Below are 20,698 nucleotides of genomic sequence, written 5' to 3'. Positions count from 1 at the left end.
ACGAACTGCCTTTCTCTTCAGCACGGATTGCGTGGCGGCTCGCCGGCCAGGAAGCGGCGAACCTCTTCGGCCGCCTGCACGGCGGCCACGGTGACGGTACGCACGGAGGCGCCCGCGATGTGCGGCGTCAGCGTGACGTTGGGAAGTCGCAACAGCGGCCAGTCCGCCGGAACCGGCTCGACCGCGAAGGTGTCGAGCATGGCGCCGCCGAGATGCCCCGATGCCAGCGCATCATGCAGCGCCGCGTAGTCGACCAGTGGACCGCGCGCGGTGTTGATCAGGAACGCGCCCGGCTTGATCCGCGCCAGCGCCTCGCGCCCGATGAAACGGGTGGTCTCCGGCGTCACCCGGGCGTGCAGTGTGACGACGTCGGCGCGGCCGAGCAATTCGCCGAGCGCGACATGCTCGACGCCGTCATTGCGGTCCTGGGCGCTGAGCTGGACATAGGGGTCGGCGACCAGGATCTTGCAGCCGAAGGCCTTCAGCAGCTTGACCACGCGGCTGCCGATCGCGCCGTAGCCGACAATGCCGACCGTCATCTCGCCGAGCTCGCGCCCGGTACGGTCGGCGCGATAGAGATCGCCGCGCCATTCCCCGCCTCGCAGCGCCTCGTGACCGCTGCGGATCAGGCGCGTCTCGGCGAGGATCGCGCCGATGGTGAACTCCGCGACCGCGCTCGCATTGCGGCCGGGCGTATTGACCACCAGCACGTTGTGGTCGCGCGCCGCCTGCATGTCGATGTTGACCGGGCCGCCGCGCGACACCGCGATGAACTTCAGCTTCGGCAGCCGCTCCAGCATCGACCGCGAGATCGGGGCCAGATGCGTGACGAGCAGCTCGGCATCGCCGATGAAGCCGATGATCTCGTCGGGCTGCCCCATGAACTCCTTCAGGCCATCGAGCTTCGAGCCGGCGTAACCGTGCTCCATCGGCTCGTCCGGCCAGGGCTGCTCCAGGGTGCGGATATCGACGCCATCGCCGCAGGCTGATCGGATGTGCTCGGCGAACACCGAGGGCAGCATGAAGCGGTCGCCCACGATGGCGATGGACTTAGACATGATCGCCTCCGGCGCGCAGCGCAGCAAGTTGCTTCCAGACCGGCCGCGACGCCAGCCTCGCCTCGAGATAGGTCGGGAAGATGCTGGCATAGCGCTTCGCCAGCGCGGCGTCCGGCGATTGCGGCGCACTTAGATGCGGCGCGACCCACTGCTCGGCACAGGCGCGCATGTCGGGATAGGCATCGATCGCGACCGCCGCGATCATCGCAGCGCCTGCGGCGCCGGCCTCGGCGCGGCTGCAGATGCGGACGTCGCAATCCAGTGCGGCCCCGAGGATGGCGCCGAGCGCACGGCTCTTCGCCGCGCCGCCTGTGATCCTGACATCGCGCGGCAGCGACCCCATCGCCGCGTAACAATCCCGTGCGGCGAAGGCCAGGCCCTCCATCACGCCGCGCATCAAGTCGCCATAGCGGTGGCGCGAGCGCAGGCCGAAGAATTGCGCGCTGGCCTCATGCGCGACGAACGGACCGCGCTCGCCGGCATCGGAGATGAACGGATGGAACAGCACCTCGCCGGGCCTCGCCCGCAGCACCTGATCGTCGAGCCGGCGGATCAGCTCGGCGCGCGTGCGCGTCACGCCTTCCGCCGCCAGCATGTCGCAGGCGAGATCGAGCATCCAGTCAATGTTCAGCGTCGCCGCCATGTTGGACTGCATTTGGGCATAATGACCGGGCACGGGGAACGGCATGGTGTAACCGGTTGCCTCCCGATTCAGTGTCACCGCGTCGGCGCTCGGTACCAGCCGCATATGCATGCCGGTCGAGCCGATGATCGTGCAGCCGACATCGGGTGACGGATCGTAGAGCCCGGCGCCGAGCGCGTTGCAGATCACGTCCACATAGCCGAGGCAGACCGGCACACCTTCCGGCAGGCCGATCTCGATGGCGGCGGCCGCTGTCAGCGGATGCGTCATGACCGCGCCGTCAACGACCGGCGGGAACAGGCGCGTCAGGTCCGCGATACCGATCAACCGCGCGGTCTCCGCATCGAAGGCACGCTTGCGGAAATCGCCGCAGGAGAACGTCGCTTCCGACGGATCGGTTGCGCGTTCACCGGTGAGCAGGAAATAAAGCCAGTCCTTGCAGTGGAAGGCCGTTGTCGCGCTGGCGATCGTGTCGGGCATATGGGCCTGCAGCCACGCCAGTTGCGGCCCCTGCTGGCAGGCATTGAGCCCGGAGCCGGTGTGGCGATAGAGCGATGCGTTGCGCTCGCCGGCACGAATCTCCTCGACCAGCCGCCCGGCGCGCGAATCCAGCCACAGCAGCGCCGGCGCAACCGGCCGGCCGTCGTCGTCGATCAGCCAGGTGCCGTCGCCCTGCCCGGTCACCGCGATCGCCGCGATCCGCGCCGACAGGTCAGGCACTGACTTCGCCAGCGCACGAATGACCGCGACCGTATCGCTCCAGGTCTGCGCCATGTCCTGCTCGACATGGCCGCTGGCCGGGCTAACGTACGCGTTCGGCCGCGAGACATCGGCAAGCTGCTCGCCGGTCAGCGTGAACGCCACTGCCTTGATCAGGGAGGTGCCGGCGTCAATGCCGATGATGACGTCGCGGCTGGCCGTAGCAGTCATCGTCACGCTCCCTCCGCATGACGAATGCAGGTCCCGTCGCTGCCGAAGATGTGCAGGTGACGCGGCTCCAGCGCAAACGAGATGATCTCTCCCGGCCGCGCGGCGACGCGGCCCGGCATGACCGCGATCAGCATGCGGCCACCGCAATCGCCGGCGACATGCGATTGATCGCCGAGCCACTGGTTGGAGACGACCTTGACCCTGACGTCACCGGTCCCGACCACGATCTTCTGCGGACGAATGCCGATCCGCACCTGCGGCGTGGCCGCGAGCGACTTCGCCGCCTCAACGTCGAGCCCGGCGCCGGCAATATCGAAACGCATGTCGGTTCCGACCGACAGGCGGAAGCCGCCATCCGACCGCGTCATCTCCGCGTCGAGCAGGTTCATCGGCGGCTCGCCGATGAAGCTTGCGACGAACAGATTGGCCGGGCGGCCCTTCAGCTCCTTCTCGCTGGCGAATTGCTGCAGCACGCCGCCTTCCATGACCGCGATGCGGTCGGCCAGCGCACTCGCCTCGGTCTGGTCGTGGGTGACGAAGATCGCGGTCATGCCGCGCTCGGCGAGCAGGCTCTTGATCCGGCCGCGCAGCACCGCGCGCAGCTGCGGTTCGAGCTGCCCCATCGGCTCATCGAGCAGATAAAGATCGGCGTCGCGCACCAGCGCCCGCGCCAGCGACACGCGCTGCTGCTGGCCGCCTGAGATCGCGCGCGGATAGCTGTCGAGGATGTCCTCGATCTCGACCAGGCGGGCGATCTCGTCGACGCGGCGCGTTACCTCCGCGCGCGGCAGTTGGGCGGATTTCAGCGCGAAAGCGATGTTCTCGCGGACCGTGAGCGGCGGATAGAGCGAGTAACCCTCGAACGCCATCGCGACCTTGCGCCGCGCCGGCGGCAGCTCGTGGATCCGCCGCCCGCCGAGCGCGATCGATCCGGCGGAGACGTCCTCGAAGCCTGCGATCATGCGCAATGTCGAGGTCTTGCCGCAGCCCGACGATCCCAACAGTGCGACGATCTCGCCCTTCTCGACCGCCATGTCGAGCGCGCGCACCGCATGCACCGGCTCTTTGCCGCGGCTGCGATAGACCTTGTCGATGCCTCGAAGCTCGAGCATGTCCATGACCATCCGCTCCTATGCCGCCTTGAGCCGGTGCGACGCCCCGATCCGCAGCCCGGTCGCGCGATCGAACAGCATCGCGGCGTCGGGCGCGAAGCGAACGAAAACGGCATCGTCGGCCGCGCCTTGCGGCGCATCCGGCGGCAGCGCCGCCAGCCATTCCGTTCCGTCGGCAAGACGGAGCAGCAGCACCGCCTTCTCGTGCATCGGCGTGATCGCGAGAATGCGCGCCGGGATGGCGTCATCGGTGGATGCCGACGAGACCGCGATATCCTCGGGCCGGACGCCTAGCCAACATGCACCGGCAGGTGCTGCGCCATCGGCCGCGCCGAGCCGCATCCTGGCGCCGGCGATGTCAGCCGACAGCATGCCGTGCTCCGCTACTGGCGAGACTTCCGCGAGGTTAATGGTCGGATCGCCGAACAGGCGCGCGACCGCGACCGATGCGGGTTGGGCATAGATATCGGTCGGCGTCGCGACCTGCGCGAGCCGGCCGTCGATCAAGACCGCGATGCGGTCGGCGATCGCCATCGCCTCGCGATAGTCCTGGGTGACGTAGAGCACGGCGGCAGTGCCGCGCCGCAGCAGGTTCGGCAGCTCGAGCCGCATCTCGTAGCGCAGCTTTGCGTCGACATTGCGCAGCGGATCATCCAGCAGCAGAACATCCGGATTGCCGATCAGCGCCCGCGCCAGCGCCGTGCGCTGCTTCTGTCCGTTCGACAATTCGCGCGGCGCGTGACCGAGCACGTGCTCGATCTTGAGCAGCCTGCTGATCGCGGCAACGCGGCCGGCGACATCGCCGCCGCCGGCCCTGACGCGCAGGCCGCTTGCGATATTGTCGCGGGCGGTCATGTGCGGGAACAAGGCAAAGTTCTGGAATGCCATGCCGATCCCGCGCCGCTCGGGCGGAGCACCGACCACCGAGCGGCCGCCGACCAGGATGTCGCCGTCGTCGGGCTCGAACATGCCCGCGATCATGCGCAGCAGCACGGTCTTGCCGCTGCCGGACGGTCCGAACACCGCCACGATCTCGCCGGGCTCGACAGCCAGCGACAATCCGTCGGCGGGCCGTGCCGCACCGAACGCCTTGCTCACCGAATTGATTTCGAGACGCGCCATCGGATCAGCCTTTCACCGCGCCGAGCGAGAGACCCTCGACCAGATAGCGCTGCGCATAGAGCGCAAGCAACAGCGTCGGCGTCACCGACAGCACGATCGCCGCCGCGATCTGGCCGTACTGGATACCGGACGCGGTGACGAAGGCGAGCGCGCCGACCGTCACCGGCTGCTTGTCGGCGGAGGCCAGGATCAGCGCGAAGACGAAATTGTTCCAGCAGAAGATGAACGACAGCAAACCCGCCGCGGCGATCCCCGGTCCTGCCAGCGGCACCGCGATTCTGGTGAAGGCCTCGCGCCAGGAATGCCCGGCCAGTCGGTAGGCATGCTCGATATCAGGGCTGATATCCTCGAAATAACCGCGCACGATCCACAGGATCAGCGGCAGCGCGATCAACTGATAGACCCAGACGATCCCGAAGTAGGTGTCGTTGAGGCCGAGCTCCTGGTAGTACAGCGACAGCGGCAGCAGCACGAGCAGCGGCGGCGCAAAGCGGAACGACAGCAGCGTGAAGGCGATGCTCTCGCCGAGGCGGAATTTGAAGCGCGCAAAGGCGTAGGCCGCCGGCACGCCGAGCAGCAGCGCCAGCAGCACCGCCGCGCTCGATAGCACGACGCTGTTGAAGAGGTTGCGCATGAAGGAGATCTGCAGATTGCCGGCCGCGGTGCGCAGCTGGCCGGAGATCAGCGCCTCGTAATTGGCAAGCGTCGGCTCAAACAGGATCCGCGGCGGGATCCGCAGGATCTGCTCGTTGGTCTGGAACGACATCAGGAAGATCCAGACGATCGGAAACATGAAGAAAATCAGGATCAGCGTGAGCGCCACACCGCGGAAGATGCGAGCAGCAAGGCTGGAATGTTCCATCGCGCCCCTCCCCGTCACGCGTGGCCGTGCGCACGCGCGCGCAGCCGCAGCCAGTTCTTGATGAAGGTGTTCGACAGGATGTTGGTGATGAGCCAGAGGATCATCAACAGCGCCGCCGATCTGCCGACATTGGTGTACTGGAAGAATTCCAGATAGGCCTGCACCTGGAATACCATCAGCCGGTCACCCGGCCCGCCCTGCGTCATCGCATAGATGATGTCGAACTGCTGGATCGAATCGAGCAGCCGGAACAGCGACGCCGTGATGATGTAGGGCGCGAGCATCGGCAGCGTGATGCGGAAGAACACAAAGCTCGCCGGCACGCCGTCGAGTGCTGCGGCTTCGAACGGCTGCCGCGGCAGCGAGCGCAGGCCCGCGAGCAGCAGGATCATGATGAAGGGCGTGTAGACCCAGACATCGACCAGCACGACCGTGAACAGCGCACTCGATGGATCGGAGGCCCATTTGAAATCGGTGACGCCGAACAGGCCGACCAGATAGGACAGGATGCCGAAGCTCGGATTGGTCATCAGCTTCCACATCAGCGCGGCGATCGCCGGCGCCGTCATCAGCGGCAGCAGCAGCATGATCGACACCGCATTGTGGAAGCGGGTCGGCCGGCGCAGCAGCAGCGCGATGCCTAGACCGAGCAGCAGCTCGAGCACGACCGTGACCACGGTATAGGTGATCGAGACGCGGAACGTATTCCAGAACGCCGGGTCGGACAGGAAGTCGATATAGTTTCCGGCGCCGATGAAGCCGCGCAGATGCGGCAGGTTCAGCCGGTAGCGCTGCAGCGAGTAGACCGCCGCGGTCACGAACGGAACCAGGATCGCCACGCAGACGAGCAGCGCCGGCAAGCTGAGCAGATAGGGCAAGAGGCGCACGCGCGGCCTTGGTTTGGCCGGCGCTGCCTGCGCGTTCGTCTGGAGGAGTTGGACCATGCTCATGATGATAAGAGATCGCGTTCGGCTGGCAAACGCCGCCGGCTCGGATGGGACAAGGGTCCGAGCCGGCGGATGGGTGCGGTGCGGGGGATCAGGCACCGCACAGTTGATCCGTCAGCCGAGACCGGCCTGCTTGAGCTGGCGGTTGATGCTGTCGGCGAGCTTGTCGAGCCCTTCGTCGACGCTGACCTCCTTGGCCACCATCTTCTGCAGCGAAGCGGCCCATTCCGTCGTCAGGTCGAAGAACAGCGGCTGCGCCGTGAAGTAGATCTTGGCGCCGGGCGACGACATGTCGTGCTGCTCGAGATAGCCGGGATAGGATTTCGCGATGCGGTCGCGAAATTCGCTGTCCTTCCACACCGATGCGCGAACCGGGTTGACGAAGTCCATCTTGCGCGCCCCGAACAGGTCGTGCTCGACGGATGCCGCCCACTGCATGAACAGCCAGGCCGCGTCCTTCTGCTTGGAGAAGCTCGACATCGCGAGCGACCAGATCCAGACGTTCGGGGTCGGCGCCTTGGCGGCCGGATTGGCGGCGAACGGCGCGTAGCCGAGATGCCCCTTCTCCTTGTTGTCGCCGCCGTTCATGAAGTAGCCGAGGATGTCGGCGTCGAAGATCATGCCCGAGGCGCCGGCGCCGAGATCGGTGCCGACCTGGTACCAGGTGTAGGTCGACCAGTTCTTCGGGCCCGAGGTCTGGATCATCTTGACCCATTTGTCGTGGAAATCCTTCGAGGCCTTGGTGTTCATCGCGGCCTTCAGCTTGCCGCCCTCCATCACGAAATCCTTCTGGCCGAAGTTCGAATAGGCCGACAGGAAACCGGGATGGATGGTCGCCCAGGACCGCGAGCCGCGCACGCCGACGCCGTAGGGACCGCCGGCGTCCTTGGTGATCTTGGCCGCGACCTCCAGCATCTCGTCGAGGTTCTTCGGCGGTTTGACGCCCACCTTGTCGAAGACGTTGCGGTTGTAGGTGATGTTGTTCAGCTCATAGCCCCAGGGGATGCACCACTGCTTGGCCTTGCCCGAGCCGAGCTCGGAGCCGGCGACGCCGTCCCACGCGGTCGAGGCGCGCAGGCCCGGCAGCACGTCGTCCCAGGCGAAGGCCGGATTGGTCTTGGCGGGATCCTTGATGTAGGTGTTGAGGTCTTCGATCCAGCCCGCCGGACCATAGGTCCAGGTCATGTAGGCGCCGGTCATGAAGGCATCGTACTGGTCCGACTTCGACGACAGCGCCGCCGTCACCTTGTCGAAATAGACGTCCTCCGGGAAGATGTCGTAGGTGACGTTCATGCCGGTGAGCGACTTGAACGCCTCGATGTCGCCGATCATCGCGTCGACATAGGGGTGCTTGTTGAGCAGCAGCTTGACGCTCTTGCCGCTCTGGGCCTTCCAGTTGAAGTCGGCGGCCATCGCCTTCGACATCGAGGAGGCGAAGGCGGCGTTGGCGGCGATGCCCGCGATGCCGAGCTTGGCGGCGCCGTCCAGGAGATCGCGGCGGCTGATGCGTTTGGCAGCGTAGGAGTCGAACAGATTCTTCTCGCGATCGAACATGTATTTCCTCTCCTTGTTGACGCTTGTTTTATGTGTCCTTCCGGGTCTTGCTTCTTGTCTTGCCGGATGTGGTCTCCGGCTTGTCGGTGGCGAGCGCCTTTGCGGTCGCTTCGTCGATGATGAGGCCGTGCAGAACGCCGCTGCGCAGCACGCCGCGCAGCGCGGTCACCTTGGCCGGCCCGCCGGCGATGGCGACGATGCGGTGCTTCCTGAGATCGGGCATGCTCATGGAGGTGGCGCGGGCCGACAGATCGGTGTCCAGCACCGTTCCGTCGGCGCTGAAGAAATGTCCGAGCAGGTCGGCGCAGGCACCGACGCGCTTCAGCTCGACGACCTCGTCGGGCTTGATCATGCCGCTCGACACCAGGAAGCCGTCACGGCTGACCTGGCCGACGCCGACGAACAGCAGCGAGGCCTTGCGCGCCAGCGCGAAAACGTCGGCGATGCCGAATTGCTGCATCAGCACGGCGCGGTCGGCGACCGAATTGGCGAACACCGGCACCGGCAGCAGATAGGCTTCCGCGCCGGTGCGCTCGGCGAGCTTGTGAATCACGTCGAACGGATTGGCGGCAAATTTCCGCGTCAGTCCGCCGAGCAGTGACACGAACTGCGCGTCGCGCGCCGGCGTCTGCGGCATCTGCTCGACGACGGCTGCAAGCGTGCGGCCATGGCCGAAGCCGATCACCTTGTCTTGGCTGCGCTCCAGGATCTGGCGCAGGAAGCTCGCGCCTTCCAGCGCCAGCGCCTTCAGCGGCAGATCGCCCTCGCCGAGATCAGGCGCGACGCGGCAGAACGAGAGGCCGAAGCGCTGCGCGAGATCGTTCTCGAGCGCGACGCATTCGGCGACCGGCCCCTCGACGAACACGCGGATCATGCCCTCGCGGCTGGCGCGTGCGATCAGGCGATGCGCCTTGGTGCTCTGGATGTTGAGGCGGTCGGCGACCTCGGACTGGGTGAGCCCCGCCGCGAAATACAGCCACGCTGCGCGCGTCGCGAGCGACGCCTCGCCGTCGATCACCGGCAGCCTGTCGGGCGGGGGTGCCATATCAGGAAAAGTCCGCTTGCAAATTTCTTCACGTCCTGCAAAAAATTGCAGAGGCCGAACGGGGCGTCAATCCCCCAAACGTGCTGCAGCGCAACCAATGTCGACGCGCGCGCACCAGAGAGCGTTGAGGTCGCATGGGAGGTTTGTATCTCGGCATTGATGTCGGAACCGGCGGCGTGCGCGCCTGTGCCATCGACCCGCAGGCCGGCATCCGCGGCTTCGCGTCCGTCGCGCTGCCCGCACCGCGCGTCGACGGCAACGCCATCGACCAGACACCGGAGCTGTGGTGGCAAGCCGCGACGGCGGCCATCCGCAAGCTCGGCGAGACCGTCGTTCTCGGCGACGTCACGCGCATCGTCGTCGATGGCACGTCGGGCACGCTGCTGCTGGTCGACGCCGCCGGCCGCCCCTGCTCGCCGGGTCTGATGTACAATGATGCGCGCGCCACGCGTGAGGCGACGCGCGTTGCGGCGGTCGCCCCGCGCGAGAGCGGCGCGCACGGCGCGAGCAGCGCGCTCGCCAAGCTGCTCTATCTGCAGAATGACGGCTATGTCGGCGATGCGCGCCACGCCGTTCACCAGGCGGACTGGATCGCCGGCCGGCTCGCGAACCATCATGGCATCAGCGACGAGAACAACGCGCTGAAGCTCGGCTACGACCCGGTCGCGCGCGCCTGGCCATCCTGGCTCGAACAGCTCGGCGTGCGCGAGGATCTGCTCCCCGAAGTGCTGGTGCCGGGCACGCCATTTTCCGAGATCGATCCGCAGGTCGCGCGGTCGCTGGGACTGCCGCCCACAGTTCAGGTCGCCGCCGGCACCACCGACGGCGTTGCGGCCTTCATCGCAACGCGCGCCGACCAGCCTGGCGACGCCGTCACCTCGCTCGGTACCACGCTGGTGGTGAAGCAGCTTGCGACCCAGCCGATCTTCGCGGCCGATCAGGGCGTCTATTCGCACCGGCTCGGCGAGCGCTGGCTTGCCGGCGGCGCCTCGAACTCCGGCGGCGCCGCTTTGCTGGTGCATTTCACCGCCGCCGAGATGGAGCGGCTGACACCGCAGCTGACGCCGGACCACCCGACCGGGCTCGACTACTATCCGCTGCCAAAACCCGGCGAACGCTTTCCGATCGCCGATCCGGCGCTGGCCCCGCGGGTCACGCCGCGTCCGGCGGAAGATTGCCGCTTCTTCCAGGGTCTGCTCGAGGGTATCGCCGCGGTGGAAGCCCTCGCCTACCGCCAGCTGGCGCGGCTCGGTGCGCCGCGCCTGCGCCGCGTCATCGCCATCGGCGGCGGCGCGAAGAACGACGCATGGACCAGGATCCGGCATCGCGTTCTCGGCGTTCCCGTCTCGGTCGCCGAGCAGACCGAAGCAAGCTACGGCGCCGCGCTGCTCGCGCTGAACGGAGGCCCGCCATGAAGGCCGACGCGACCGCGATCGCCGGCCTTCACGCCATCGCCGACCGCTTCGATCATGTGCTGCTCGACCAGTGGGGCACGCTGCATGAGGGACTGGCGGTGTTCCCCGCGGCGCTGGAGTGCGTGGCGCGGCTGCGCGAAGCCGGCAAGCGGATCCTGATCCTGTCCAATTCCGGCAAGCGCGCCGGCAGCAACCAGCGGCGGCTCGCGACGCTCGGCTTGCCGCCCAACGCCTATGACGGCGTGCTGTCCTCGGGTGAGGTCACCTGGCGCGGCCTGCATGCGCGCGAGCAGGCTCCCTTTGCCGAGCTCGGACGCGCCTGCTTCCTGATCTCGCGCGACGGTGACCGCTCGATCGTCGACAGCACCGACCTTGTGGTGGTCTCCAACATGCGCGAGGCCGATTTCATCCTGCTCGGCGGTCTCGACGATGATGCGGCCGAGCCCGAGCGATGGCGTGAGCCGCTGGCAACCGCTGCCGCACGCCAACTGCCGATGCTGTGCGCCAATCCCGATCTGGTGATGTTCGGGGTCGCGGGCCTGATCCCGGCGCCGGGCGCGCTCGCCGCATTCTACCATTCGCTCGGTGGCACTGTGCTGTTCGTCGGCAAGCCGCATCCGCCGATGTTTGCCGCCGCGCTCGATCAATTGGGACGGCCGCCGCCGGACCGGATCCTCGTCATCGGCGACTCCCTCGATCACGATATCGCCGGCGGACGCACCGCCGGCATGCTGACCCTGCTGATCGGCTCCGGCGCCCACCGCGCGACGCTTGCGCAGGCGAGCGATCTGCCGCGGGCGATCAAGACCGTGGCCGGCACAGCGGCGCGGATGCCGCACTGGACGATGGACCATCTGACCTGGTGAGAACAGCCCCGATGCGACCGCCTCAAATGCTGGATGAACTGCGCCGCATGTCGGCACGCATCGGCAGGAATATCCTGCTGGTGCAAGGCGCCGGCGGCAATTCGTCGGTCAAGGATGGCGACGTGCTGTGGGTGAAGGCGTCGGGTACCTGGCTCGCCGATGCCGAGGACAAGGAGATTTTCGTGCCGGTCGCCTTGTCGGCCGCGCGCGCGGCGCTGATGCATGGCGACGAACGCGTGCCGCTGGCGCCGAACGCCGGGACGACGCTGCGCGCCTCGATCGAGACCTCGCTGCATGCCCTGATGCCGCACCGGATCGTGCTGCACGTCCATTCCGTCAACACCATCGCATGGGCGGTGCGCACCGACGCCCGCGACGAATTTGCCCGGCGCCTGGACGGACTGGCGTGGCGTTACCTCGACTATCATCACCCGGGGCTGCCGCTCGCGCGCGCCGTCAGCGACGCGATCGCCGATGATGCGGTCGACGTCCTGATCCTCGGCAATCACGGCCTGGTGGTCGGTGCGGCCAGCTGCGACGCCGCCGAAGCTTTGGTCGCCGACGTCGAGCACCGCCTCGCCCTGGAGCAGCGCCGCGCGCCGGCGGCAGATCATGACGCGCTCCGCACGATCTGCGCGGGCACCAACTATCGCCTGCCGCGGGATCCTCGCGGCCACGCCATCGCCACCGACCGCTACAGCCGCGCGATCGCGACCAGCGGCTCGTTGTATCCCGATCACGTCGTCTTCCTTGGCCCGGGCCTGCCGGTCCTGGAGCATCGCGAGAAGCTGAGCGCCATGATCGCGCAGACCACCGCGAACGGACTGCCGCCGCCGGTTGCCCTCATCGTCCCCGACCTCGGCAGCCTTATCCGCGACGATGCGAGCGACGGCGCGGAGGCCATGCTGAGCTGCCTCGCATTGGTCACATGCCGCCTGCCCCTGACCGCACGGGTCAATTATCTGACGGCAGAGAACGAGCATGCGCTGCTGAATTGGGACGCCGAGCGTTATCGCCAGCAATTGACGGCCGATCGCTGACCGTCGGTCGACGGAAGCGCCCGGTGCATCATCCCTTCTCGGCGGAGAGAAACAGGCGATAGGCCGGATTTTCACTCTCGTTCCAGTAGGGATAGCCGAGCGCATCCAGCGCCTGAACGAACCGGGCGCGCTCGTGAGGCTTGACCTCGATCCCCGCCAGGATGCGTCCGTAGTCGGCGCCGTGATTGCGATAGTGGAACAGCGAAATATTCCAGTCGGGCGCCAGGCTCTCGAGGAATTTCAGCAACGCGCCGGGACGCTCCGGAAACTCGAAGCGGTAGATGACCTCGTCCTTGAGCAGCGGAGCGCGACCGCCCACCATGTAGCGCACATGGTCCTTGGCCATCTCGTTCTCGCTCAGATCGAGGATCGGATAGCCTTCGCGCCGAAGCAGCTCCATGACTTCCCGCTTCTCAACCTCGCCGCGGCTCAGCGCGATGCCGACGAACAGTTGCGCCGGCGCGGTGGTCTCGGCAAAGCGGTAGTTGAATTCCGTGATCGCGCGCGAGCCGAGGATGCGGATGAAGTGCCGATAGCTGCCCGGCTTCTCCGGCACGGTCACGGCAAGCAGCGCCTCGCGATGTTCGCCGACCTCGGCGCGGTCGGCAATGGTGCGCAGCCGGTCGAAATTCAGATTGGCCCCGCTGTTGACGGCAATCAGGCTTCCGTCGCTGAGCGCGCCGCGCTCGGCGTAGGCCTTGAGGCCGGCGAGCGCCAATGCGCCGGAGGGTTCGGCGACCGACCGCACGTCGTCGAAGATGTCCTTGATGGCGGCGCACATCGCGTCGGTGTCCACCGTGACGACCTCGTCGAGCAGATCGCGGCAGAGCCGGAAGGTCTCGGTTCCCACCTTGCGGACCGCGACGCCGTCGGCAAACAGTCCGACCTGATCCAGCGCGACGACGTTGCCCTTGGCGAGCGCGGCGGCCATCGACGCGGCGTCCGCCGGCTCGACGCCGACGACCTTGATCGACGGGTTGAGGAATTTCACGAAGGCGGCCACGCCGGCCGCCAGTCCGCCTCCGCCGATCGGCACGAAGATCGCCTCGATCGGATCGGGATGCTGGCGCAGGATCTCCATCCCGACCGTGCCCTGGCCGGCGATCACATCGGGATCGTCGAACGGATGCACAAAGGTCAAGCCACGTGCGGCCTCGATCTCCCTGGCCTTGGTTTGCGCGTCGTCGAACGTATCGCCATGCAGGACAACATCACCGCCCAAGCGCCGGACGGCCTCGACCTTGATGGCGGGCGTCGTCCTCGGCATCACGATCGTCGCCGGAATGCCGAGCTTGCGCGCCGACAGCGCCACACCCTGGGCATGATTGCCCGCCGAGGCGCAGATGACGCCCAGCCTGCGCTGCGCGTCCGGCAGCCGGACGATCTTGTTGTAGGCGCCGCGAAGCTTGAACGAGAAGATCGGCTGGAAGTCTTCCCGTTTCAGCAACACGTTACGCGACAATCGCTCCGAAAGCCGCGGCATGGGATCGAGCGGCGTCTCGACCGCCACGTCGTAGACCCGTGCGGTCAGGATACTTTGAGCGTAGTCGCGGAGCGCATTAGAGGTCATCGGGTCGCTTCTGTCGATGGGAGGAAATCCTTATCGGTTGCACCTGCCCATCGTCGGCGCCGACCTGGCGAGCAGACGCCACGGAGCCGCCGCTACATCCAGCTCGAAGCATCGCATGGCCGAAGGCTCGAGTGAAGCCAAGACCGCCGGATCAATCGCCTGGCCGAGCGCATATGAAATCATCTGGGCCGTCGCAGGGGGGCGTTGCCAAAATATCGAAAACAACCCCATGCAAAGGAGCCGGCGGCGGCCGGCGTCGACCGGACAAACTTGACACGTCGGGCAACTCAGGGATATATTTCTAATATTCCGAACTCGTTCCCCCACCACAGCTGAATCGGTGCCCCAACCAAAATACCGCCGTGGCGTTGACCGCTTCACGCCATGAGACGCGATGAATTCCATTCCCTGCCATGGTCACCGGGCGCTTCCCAGCCCGATTTGGAGACGATCAGGGTGTCCTCGAGCTTGATGTAGCCGCGCGTTGGATGCAGCAGCGCGGTCTCGATCGAGATCACCATCCCGCGTTCGAGCGGCCGATCGGCGTCGTACGGCGAATAAGGCACCGGACCTGTTGCAGTCAGGCGCGGCGCTTCGTGGCTGACGAGCCCGATGCCGTGTGCGGTGAAGTCGAGCACGGCGCGATGCGGCGAGGCTTTGACGGCCGCCTCGCCCGCCGCGATGATGTCGCCACCCATGGCGCCCGGCCGGATCGCGCGCCGGGCCAACTGCTGGACGTCCTCGATTTCCTGTAGCAACTCGCGCAGCTCGCTGTCGGGTTTACCCAGGATACCCATGCGGCTGAGGTCACCGATGTAGCCCCGGTAGTTTCCGCCGGAATCGATCGAGATCACGTCGCCTTGCTCGAGACGCTGGCTGGAAGGCGCGCGGTTATGGCTCTTGCCCGCGGCAATCAGGCAATATTCGAAGACGAGATTGCGCTCCTGCTCCTCGCGGCGCAGACGGGCGACGACGTCGTTCTTGGTCATGCCCGGTGCACAGCACTTGAACGTGGCCATCATCGCGTCGACGACCCGTTCGGAAGCCTCTCTGATGAGGTCCAGTTCGGCGGGAGACTTTACGGCACGCAGACGTTCCAGCGTGAAATGGGCCTCGCGGAACTCGACATGGCCGCAGCCGGCAAGCAGATGATCCCTGGCGTCGGCCGGCAGGAAGCCAGCCTCGATGCCGACGCGCCTGGCCGAGCCCGCGAGCTTCTTCACATGATCGATCGCAAGGCCGATCGCATCGATCGTTCCCCACGCCTCCGCTTTGACAACCGGCGTCCATATCCGTCCGAGCTCGTGCTCGAACTTTTCCATGCGGTTGCCGATGTAGGCGGAATTTTCCGGGTGTCCTTTCTGATAGACGAACACCGGCAGATAGCGGCTCGTGCCAATTGCCTCCATGACGTCGAAGAAGAAGAAGCGATATCCACCGAGCAGATACTGCACATTGTGACGCGAGGTGACGATCAGGACGTCGAGCCCCGCTTCATCCATCAGCCGATCGAGCTTTGCAGTATCGAACGGCGCCGCCGTTGCGATCGTGTCGAAAGCGTTGTCCATGGTATGACCTTTCGTCTTTCACTGTCCCGCGGCCGGTTTTGCGGCCAGCGATTTCGGTACGGCGCTCGCGCCCGCGTTCTCGCCAAACAGAACCACCGGGCGCCCGTGCGGCTCGACGCCGAGGAACGTAAAGGCAAGGCCGATCAGGAGGCCCGCGGCGGCAAGAAAGCAGAACGCCGGCATCACCGCCGCAGCGGTCGCACTTGGATGCACGAGGTTATCCGCACCGGCGATCAATGCGAGACACAGGGGACCTACGATCTTGCCGATCCCATTCGAGAGCTGGGCAAGGCCGACCGCGCGCCCCGAGAGCTGAACCGGGAAGATTTCCGCGGGATAGGGCCCGATGTTCGAAAATCCACCGTCGAAGAACACGGCGCCGACGATCAGGAAGACCAGGAACAGCGGCACCGAGCCGGCAAAGTCGTTGTGAAAATAGGCGGCGAGAGCCAGCGACACCGCGGTGCCATAGCCCATCAACTGGCCGCAGGGCTTGCGCCCGATCCGATGGGCGAGGAAGGCGAAGCCGGTCCGGCCGAGCACGCCGGCGAGGCTGACATAGATGAACATCTTGGCTGCATCCTGGGGAGAGACGCCAAGCAGCAGCGCCACGATCGTCGGCCCCCACAGGAACACACCGTAATTCGCCGTGCTGGCGCCGAACCAGATCAGGACTGTCAGCCAGAAGCGCCGCTGCTCGGCAAAGAGATCGGCAAATGTCGCCGGGCTCGCCGGCGGCGGCGTAGGCAGGGCGAACTCATCGCCGCCGACCCGATAGAGTTTCCGGATGCTCGCCTGCGCCTCGCGGACGCGGCCCTTGCTGATGAGCCAGCGCGGCGATTCCGGCATGATGATCATGGTCAGAATCCCGAGGATGATCGGCAGGAATCCGACCGCCGCCAATCCGCGCCAGCCGACCAGCGGCAGCAGGAAGCTCGCCGTCACCGACGCCGACAGCACGCCAAAAGCGACCGGGACGACCACGAGACTCGTGACCAGCGTGCGATGGCGGGTCGGTGCGAATTCGACGATGGCAGGAACCGCCGCCGCCGCGCCCGCGGCAAGGCCGAAGCCGACGAAGAAGCGCAAGATCGCAAACGCAACCCAGCCGTCTTCCGGAATGAACGCGATCGCACCCGAGGTCAGGCCGCAAAGCAGAACACCTGATATCGCCAGCGGCTTGCGCCCGAAACGATCCGCGAGGACGCCCGCGACGAACGCCCCCAGCATCGCCCCGATGCCGGCGCTCATCAGCATGATCGAGGTCTGCCCAAACGTCAGGTGCCATTTCGGCGCCAGCACCGAGACCAGAAATCCGACCACAAAGAAATCGAAGAAATCGACCACGCCAGTGACGGCGAAGATGATGATCGATAGCCAGTAGCGCGTCGTTACCGGCGCTTCGTCGAACGGCACTGCGCTCGTTTGCTCCGCCATGGTCTCCCCCTGTTGTTGTCAAGCCGCCTTCTTGTTTGAATTCAGAAATGCCGTCACCGCCTCCGCCACACGTTCGGGGGCCTGGATCGACGCGACATGACCGACGCCTGCGATGATCTTCGTTTCGACGCGCGCAAGATCGCGGGCGAGCGCAAATGTTTCCGCATTCGGGATCAGCCGGTCATCACCACCCGCCAGCAAGAGCGTCGGGCGATCAAAGCCGGTCAGATCGGCGGCGACAGGCTGCGCAAGCAAGGCGCCGCGACGCGCCTTCTGTCCCTCGTCGCGGCTGGAGCCGCGGAAGATCTCGATCAGTTCGGGTCGCGCCCGCAGGTATGCTGGCGGGAAGAAGAACTCGGCAATCTTCGACGCATTGGCGATGGTATCCGCGCGCCAGGAAGCGAGCTTGCGGAAGACATCCGCATTGACGTCGAGCGGGCTTCTGTTGACCTTCCAGGTGCTGCTCAGGATCAGGCGGTCGATGCGATCGGGATGGCGGGCCGCCAGCACCTGCGCGATCTGGCCGCCCAGCGAGGTCCCGAAGACATGGGCACGATCGTAGCCGAGCCCCGCAATCAAGGCCGCGGCATCGTCAGCCAGGTCGGCCAGCGAATAGGACGACGCGGGATTCCTTGTGGCGCCGGAATCGCGCTGGTCATAGGCGATCACCGTGAAGTTCGCCGCAAGGACAGGCGCAAGGCCGTCAAACATCGCATGATCGGCCTCGCCGCCATGCAGCAGCACGATCGGCTCGCCGCGCCCGGTTTTCTCAAACGCCGTGACGACGCCGTTGGATTCGAACGATTGCATCGGGACCCCGCTAATGCAGCAGCGTTGAAAGCGCGCCGGCCAATTCCTTCGCCGGATTCGACGGCAGCCACGGCATTCGCCAGGCCACATGGCCATCGGGGCGCACCAGCACAGCGCCGCGCATGCCCAGCTGGAATCCGTCCGCCGGATCGGCCGACGGCAACTGCTTCAGCGAGAGCGGCAAGGCGGTCTTCTCCGACACCTGTTTTCCCGCTTCCAGCCACTCGCTGCCGAGTGGGCCCGCGACGACGGTGAACTCTCTGTCGAACCAGTCGAGCGTCGATTTCTTGCGCGAAGGCTCGAGCCACATGTGCGGAAATCGCGCGCCGGGACGATCCGTCGGCGTGTAGTAGCGGGAGTTCAAGGCCTTCGCGACGGTGCCATCGGGGATCACCGCGCCCTCCTCGTAATTGTGGCCGAGGTTCTGCCCGATGCTGTGCAGGTGATTGTCCATGTCGTTGATCCAGAACCTGATCCGGTCCGGATTGCGCGATCGCACGGCATCATCGGTCAGCCCAAATCGCAATCGATTGCCGTAGCTGAAATTGGCATTGGATTGCGCGATCGGACGTCGCTCGCTGGAATAGCTGTCGAGCAGCTTTTCGTCCGCAAAGCCCTTCAGCACGAAGGCCAGCTTCCACGCGAGGTTATGCGCGTCCTGAACGCCGGAGTTCAGGCCGAAGCCGCCGGTGGGCGGAAAGCGGTGTGCGCAGTCGCCGACCAGAAACACCCGGCCCTTTCGAAAGGTCTCGGCCACCTGCATGCTGACCCGCCAGATCGAGCGGTTCAAAAGCGTGACATCGAGATCGGGAATGCCGACATGGCCGCGCGCGATCTCGATGAACTCCTGGTCGGTCCAAGGCCGCTCGCGATCGTCCTTGCTCAGGCCGATTTGCGTCACGGTCAGCCAGCGATCGCGGCCATTGGTGTTCAGGATGCCGGCGCGCGGCAGGTCGGGCTTGTCCGGGACGATGATGAAGCCTGCGGCCTCGCGCGCGATCGGCAGCCGCGACAGATCGGCACGCCAATACTCGTTCGACATCACCGCCAGCGTCGAGGGCCCGACCATCTCGATCCCGGCGCTGCGCCGCATCTGGCTGCCTGCGCCATCGGCTGCGATCAAATATGTCGCCGTCCACTGCGTCACTTCGCCGGTCTTTTCGCAACGTGTCGTGACGTTGACGCCGCTGTTGGTCTCCTCGAACGATTCACAGGCCGTGTTGAACAGGACCGTGGCGTGTTTGGACTTTTCGACCACCCGCAGGATTTCCTCCTCGACGGCGTCCTGGGCGACCAGGCTCTTCCAGGCGGGGGTATGCCCGACATTCGGTTCGGGACGGGTGCGGCCGAACTCGTGGCCCGCGATGCTGTCGAGGAACACGAACATGTCGGAATTGTCCTGCAGGCCGCGGTCGCGGATCGCCTGCTCGATCCCCCACTGCCGGAAGATCTCCATGGTGCGGACCCAGCAGCCGCGTGACTTGGGATGATCCGTCGTCGTCGGGCTCTTCTCGACCACCACGCAGTCGATGCCGAAGCGATCGAGCAGCAGCGACATCGCAAGGCCGACCGGCCCGCCGCCGGCAATGAATACGGACGTCTGGCGTGCCTCATCGGTGGCGATGCCCATCCTCGTCTCTCCTCCGTTTGATCGTTGCGAGGAGACTGCTCCTTTTTTGGTATCTCACAAGAATATGTTTGATATGGTATCCATCTCGATTTGAGATGGAGTGCCCGTCATGGACCTGCGGCAGATCCGCTATTTCGTCGCCGTCGCCGAGCGTGGCGGCTTTGCCGCCGCAGCGAGCACGCTGAACGTCGCCCAGTCGGCACTCAGCCGCCACGTCAAGGAACTCGAGGAGGAATTGGGCGGCGCCCTGCTCGAACGCGGCGCGCGCGGTGTCTCGGTCACGGAATCCGGCAAGGTGCTGCTCGCGCGGGGGCGCTGGCTGCTCGGCACGATCGACGACATCAAGGCCGAGGTGCGCACGGAAAATCGGGAGCCGAGCGGTACGGTGCGGATCGGCGCGCCACCGAGCCTCGGCGATATCCTCTACCCGCCGCTGGCCCAGGCCTTCGTCAAGCAATTTCCACGCGTGCGGCTCGAGTTGAGTGAGGGCCTGACTGAGAATGCGTCCGAACGCCTGCTGCGAGGTGAACTCGATCTGGCGATCGTGACGACGCCATCCCCCAACGACCATCTCGACTATGAGACGCTGGTCGTCGAACAGGTGTTCCTGATCGGACCGTCGCGCGACCCGCTGCTGAAGCGCGGCCGGCTGACCCGCAAGGAATTCAACGCCCTGCCATCCGCGGTGGCCCCGCTCAGCCGCAACCCATTCCCATCAACCATGCTCTGCGCGGTGCGGGTCGACAACAGCGCACCGATGAAACGCATGGTGGCATCTGGCCTCGGCTACGCGCTGCTACCATTCTCCGGCATTCACCAGGAGGTGGCTGCCGGCGTGCTGTCGGCGGCGCTGTTGCCGTGGATGCGCGCCGACCGCGTGCTGGCGCTGCCGCGCGGACGGCCGGTCAGCCGGGCAACGCGCGAAGCGATTGCCGCGCTGAAGAAAATCTGCCGCGCGCTGATCGACGAGGGAATTATCCTGACTGCACCGGCGCGCAAGACTTGAGTACGCCACTCCAAACGATCGGCTGATTCCTCGCTGTAGCCCGACGCACGGGCCGTATCCGTTGCGTCCGGCTCCAGCTTCCG

At 66.1% G+C, this 20,698-nt stretch carries 17 protein-coding genes; 4 read left to right on the top strand and 13 right to left on the bottom strand.

Annotated features, from left to right (window positions below; translation table 11 throughout):
* Positions 1-17: 17 nt before the first annotated feature.
* The 8 genes from J6525_RS18710 to J6525_RS18675 form a co-directional block, all read right to left on the bottom strand.
* Positions 18-1,058 (bottom strand): 2-hydroxyacid dehydrogenase, encoded by a 1,041-nt coding sequence (locus tag J6525_RS18710; protein ID WP_092086206.1) that lies wholly within the window; start codon positions 1,056-1,058, stop codon positions 18-20.
* On the bottom strand, positions 1,051-2,631 hold the full coding sequence (locus tag J6525_RS18705) for an FGGY-family carbohydrate kinase (protein WP_225645747.1): 1,581 nt from the start codon (positions 2,629-2,631) through the stop codon (positions 1,051-1,053). The genes J6525_RS18710 and J6525_RS18705 overlap by 8 nt, the downstream gene beginning before the upstream one ends.
* A gap of 2 nt (positions 2,632-2,633) precedes the next feature.
* Positions 2,634-3,749 (bottom strand): ABC transporter ATP-binding protein, encoded by a 1,116-nt coding sequence (locus tag J6525_RS18700; protein ID WP_376708526.1) that lies wholly within the window; start codon positions 3,747-3,749, stop codon positions 2,634-2,636.
* Between the two features lie 12 nt (positions 3,750-3,761).
* Positions 3,762-4,865, bottom strand: a complete 1,104-nt coding sequence (locus J6525_RS18695) for an ABC transporter ATP-binding protein (protein WP_225645746.1) — start codon at positions 4,863-4,865, stop codon at positions 3,762-3,764.
* 4 nt (positions 4,866-4,869) lie between these two features.
* Entirely contained in the window at positions 4,870-5,727 is an 858-nt protein-coding gene (locus J6525_RS18690) for a carbohydrate ABC transporter permease (RefSeq protein ID WP_225645745.1), read from the bottom strand.
* Between the two features lie 14 nt (positions 5,728-5,741).
* On the bottom strand, positions 5,742-6,671 hold the full coding sequence (locus J6525_RS18685) for a carbohydrate ABC transporter permease (protein WP_225645744.1): 930 nt from the start codon (positions 6,669-6,671) through the stop codon (positions 5,742-5,744).
* Between the two features lie 117 nt (positions 6,672-6,788).
* On the bottom strand, positions 6,789-8,228 hold the full coding sequence (locus tag J6525_RS18680; protein WP_225645743.1) for an extracellular solute-binding protein: 1,440 nt from the start codon (positions 8,226-8,228) through the stop codon (positions 6,789-6,791).
* A 28-nt stretch (positions 8,229-8,256) separates the two neighbouring features.
* On the bottom strand, positions 8,257-9,273 hold the full coding sequence (locus tag J6525_RS18675; RefSeq protein WP_225645742.1) for a sugar-binding transcriptional regulator: 1,017 nt from the start codon (positions 9,271-9,273) through the stop codon (positions 8,257-8,259).
* Positions 9,274-9,407: 134 nt separating this feature from the next.
* On the opposite strand from J6525_RS18675, the gene J6525_RS18670 reads away from it, so the two are divergent.
* Genes J6525_RS18670 through J6525_RS18660 form a run of 3 tightly spaced genes read left to right on the top strand, consistent with a single transcriptional unit; the run spans position 9,408 to position 12,594 of the window.
* Positions 9,408-10,688, top strand: a complete 1,281-nt coding sequence (locus J6525_RS18670; RefSeq protein ID WP_225645741.1) for an FGGY-family carbohydrate kinase — start codon at positions 9,408-9,410, stop codon at positions 10,686-10,688.
* Positions 10,685-11,554 carry a TIGR01459 family HAD-type hydrolase gene (locus J6525_RS18665; RefSeq protein ID WP_225645740.1) on the top strand — a complete coding sequence of 290 codons (870 nt, stop codon included), beginning with the start codon at positions 10,685-10,687 and terminating at the stop codon, positions 11,552-11,554. Before J6525_RS18670 ends, J6525_RS18665 begins: the two co-directional genes overlap by 4 nt.
* 11 nt (positions 11,555-11,565) lie before the next feature.
* Positions 11,566-12,594, top strand: coding sequence for a class II aldolase/adducin family protein (locus J6525_RS18660; protein ID WP_376708525.1), 1,029 nt, complete (start codon positions 11,566-11,568; stop codon positions 12,592-12,594).
* Positions 12,595-12,622: 28 nt separating this feature from the next.
* Here the strand turns inward: J6525_RS18660 and ilvA are convergent, their stop codons facing one another.
* The 5 genes from ilvA to J6525_RS18635 form a co-directional block, all read right to left on the bottom strand.
* Positions 12,623-14,164, bottom strand: coding sequence for a threonine ammonia-lyase, biosynthetic (ilvA, locus tag J6525_RS18655; RefSeq protein ID WP_225645738.1), 1,542 nt, complete (start codon positions 14,162-14,164; stop codon positions 12,623-12,625).
* Between the two features lie 377 nt (positions 14,165-14,541).
* The gene (locus J6525_RS18650; RefSeq protein ID WP_225645737.1) at positions 14,542-15,732 is read right to left on the bottom strand and encodes a M24 family metallopeptidase; all 1,191 of its coding nucleotides are present in this window, start codon (positions 15,730-15,732) and stop codon (positions 14,542-14,544) included.
* A gap of 18 nt (positions 15,733-15,750) precedes the next feature.
* Positions 15,751-17,169, bottom strand: coding sequence for an MFS transporter (locus J6525_RS18645; RefSeq protein ID WP_092086091.1), 1,419 nt, complete (start codon positions 17,167-17,169; stop codon positions 15,751-15,753).
* Positions 17,170-17,187: 18 nt separating this feature from the next.
* Complete coding sequence (locus J6525_RS18640) at positions 17,188-17,979, bottom strand: alpha/beta fold hydrolase (protein WP_176937043.1); 792 nt, start codon at positions 17,977-17,979, stop codon at positions 17,188-17,190.
* Between the two features lie 10 nt (positions 17,980-17,989).
* On the bottom strand, positions 17,990-19,609 hold the full coding sequence (locus tag J6525_RS18635; RefSeq protein ID WP_225645736.1) for an FAD-dependent monooxygenase: 1,620 nt from the start codon (positions 19,607-19,609) through the stop codon (positions 17,990-17,992).
* Between the two features lie 109 nt (positions 19,610-19,718).
* Between J6525_RS18635 and J6525_RS18630 the strand changes: the two genes are divergently transcribed.
* Positions 19,719-20,615, top strand: a complete 897-nt coding sequence (locus tag J6525_RS18630; RefSeq protein ID WP_225645735.1) for a LysR family transcriptional regulator — start codon at positions 19,719-19,721, stop codon at positions 20,613-20,615.
* The last annotated feature ends 83 nt before the right edge of the window (positions 20,616-20,698 follow it).

Origin of the sequence: Bradyrhizobium australafricanum, assembly GCF_020329495.1 — a bacterium.
GTDB classification, from domain to species: domain Bacteria; phylum Pseudomonadota; class Alphaproteobacteria; order Rhizobiales; family Xanthobacteraceae; genus Bradyrhizobium; species Bradyrhizobium australafricanum.
Note: the sequence above shows the minus strand (reverse complement) of the source record. Positions and strands in the feature narration are given on the sequence as shown.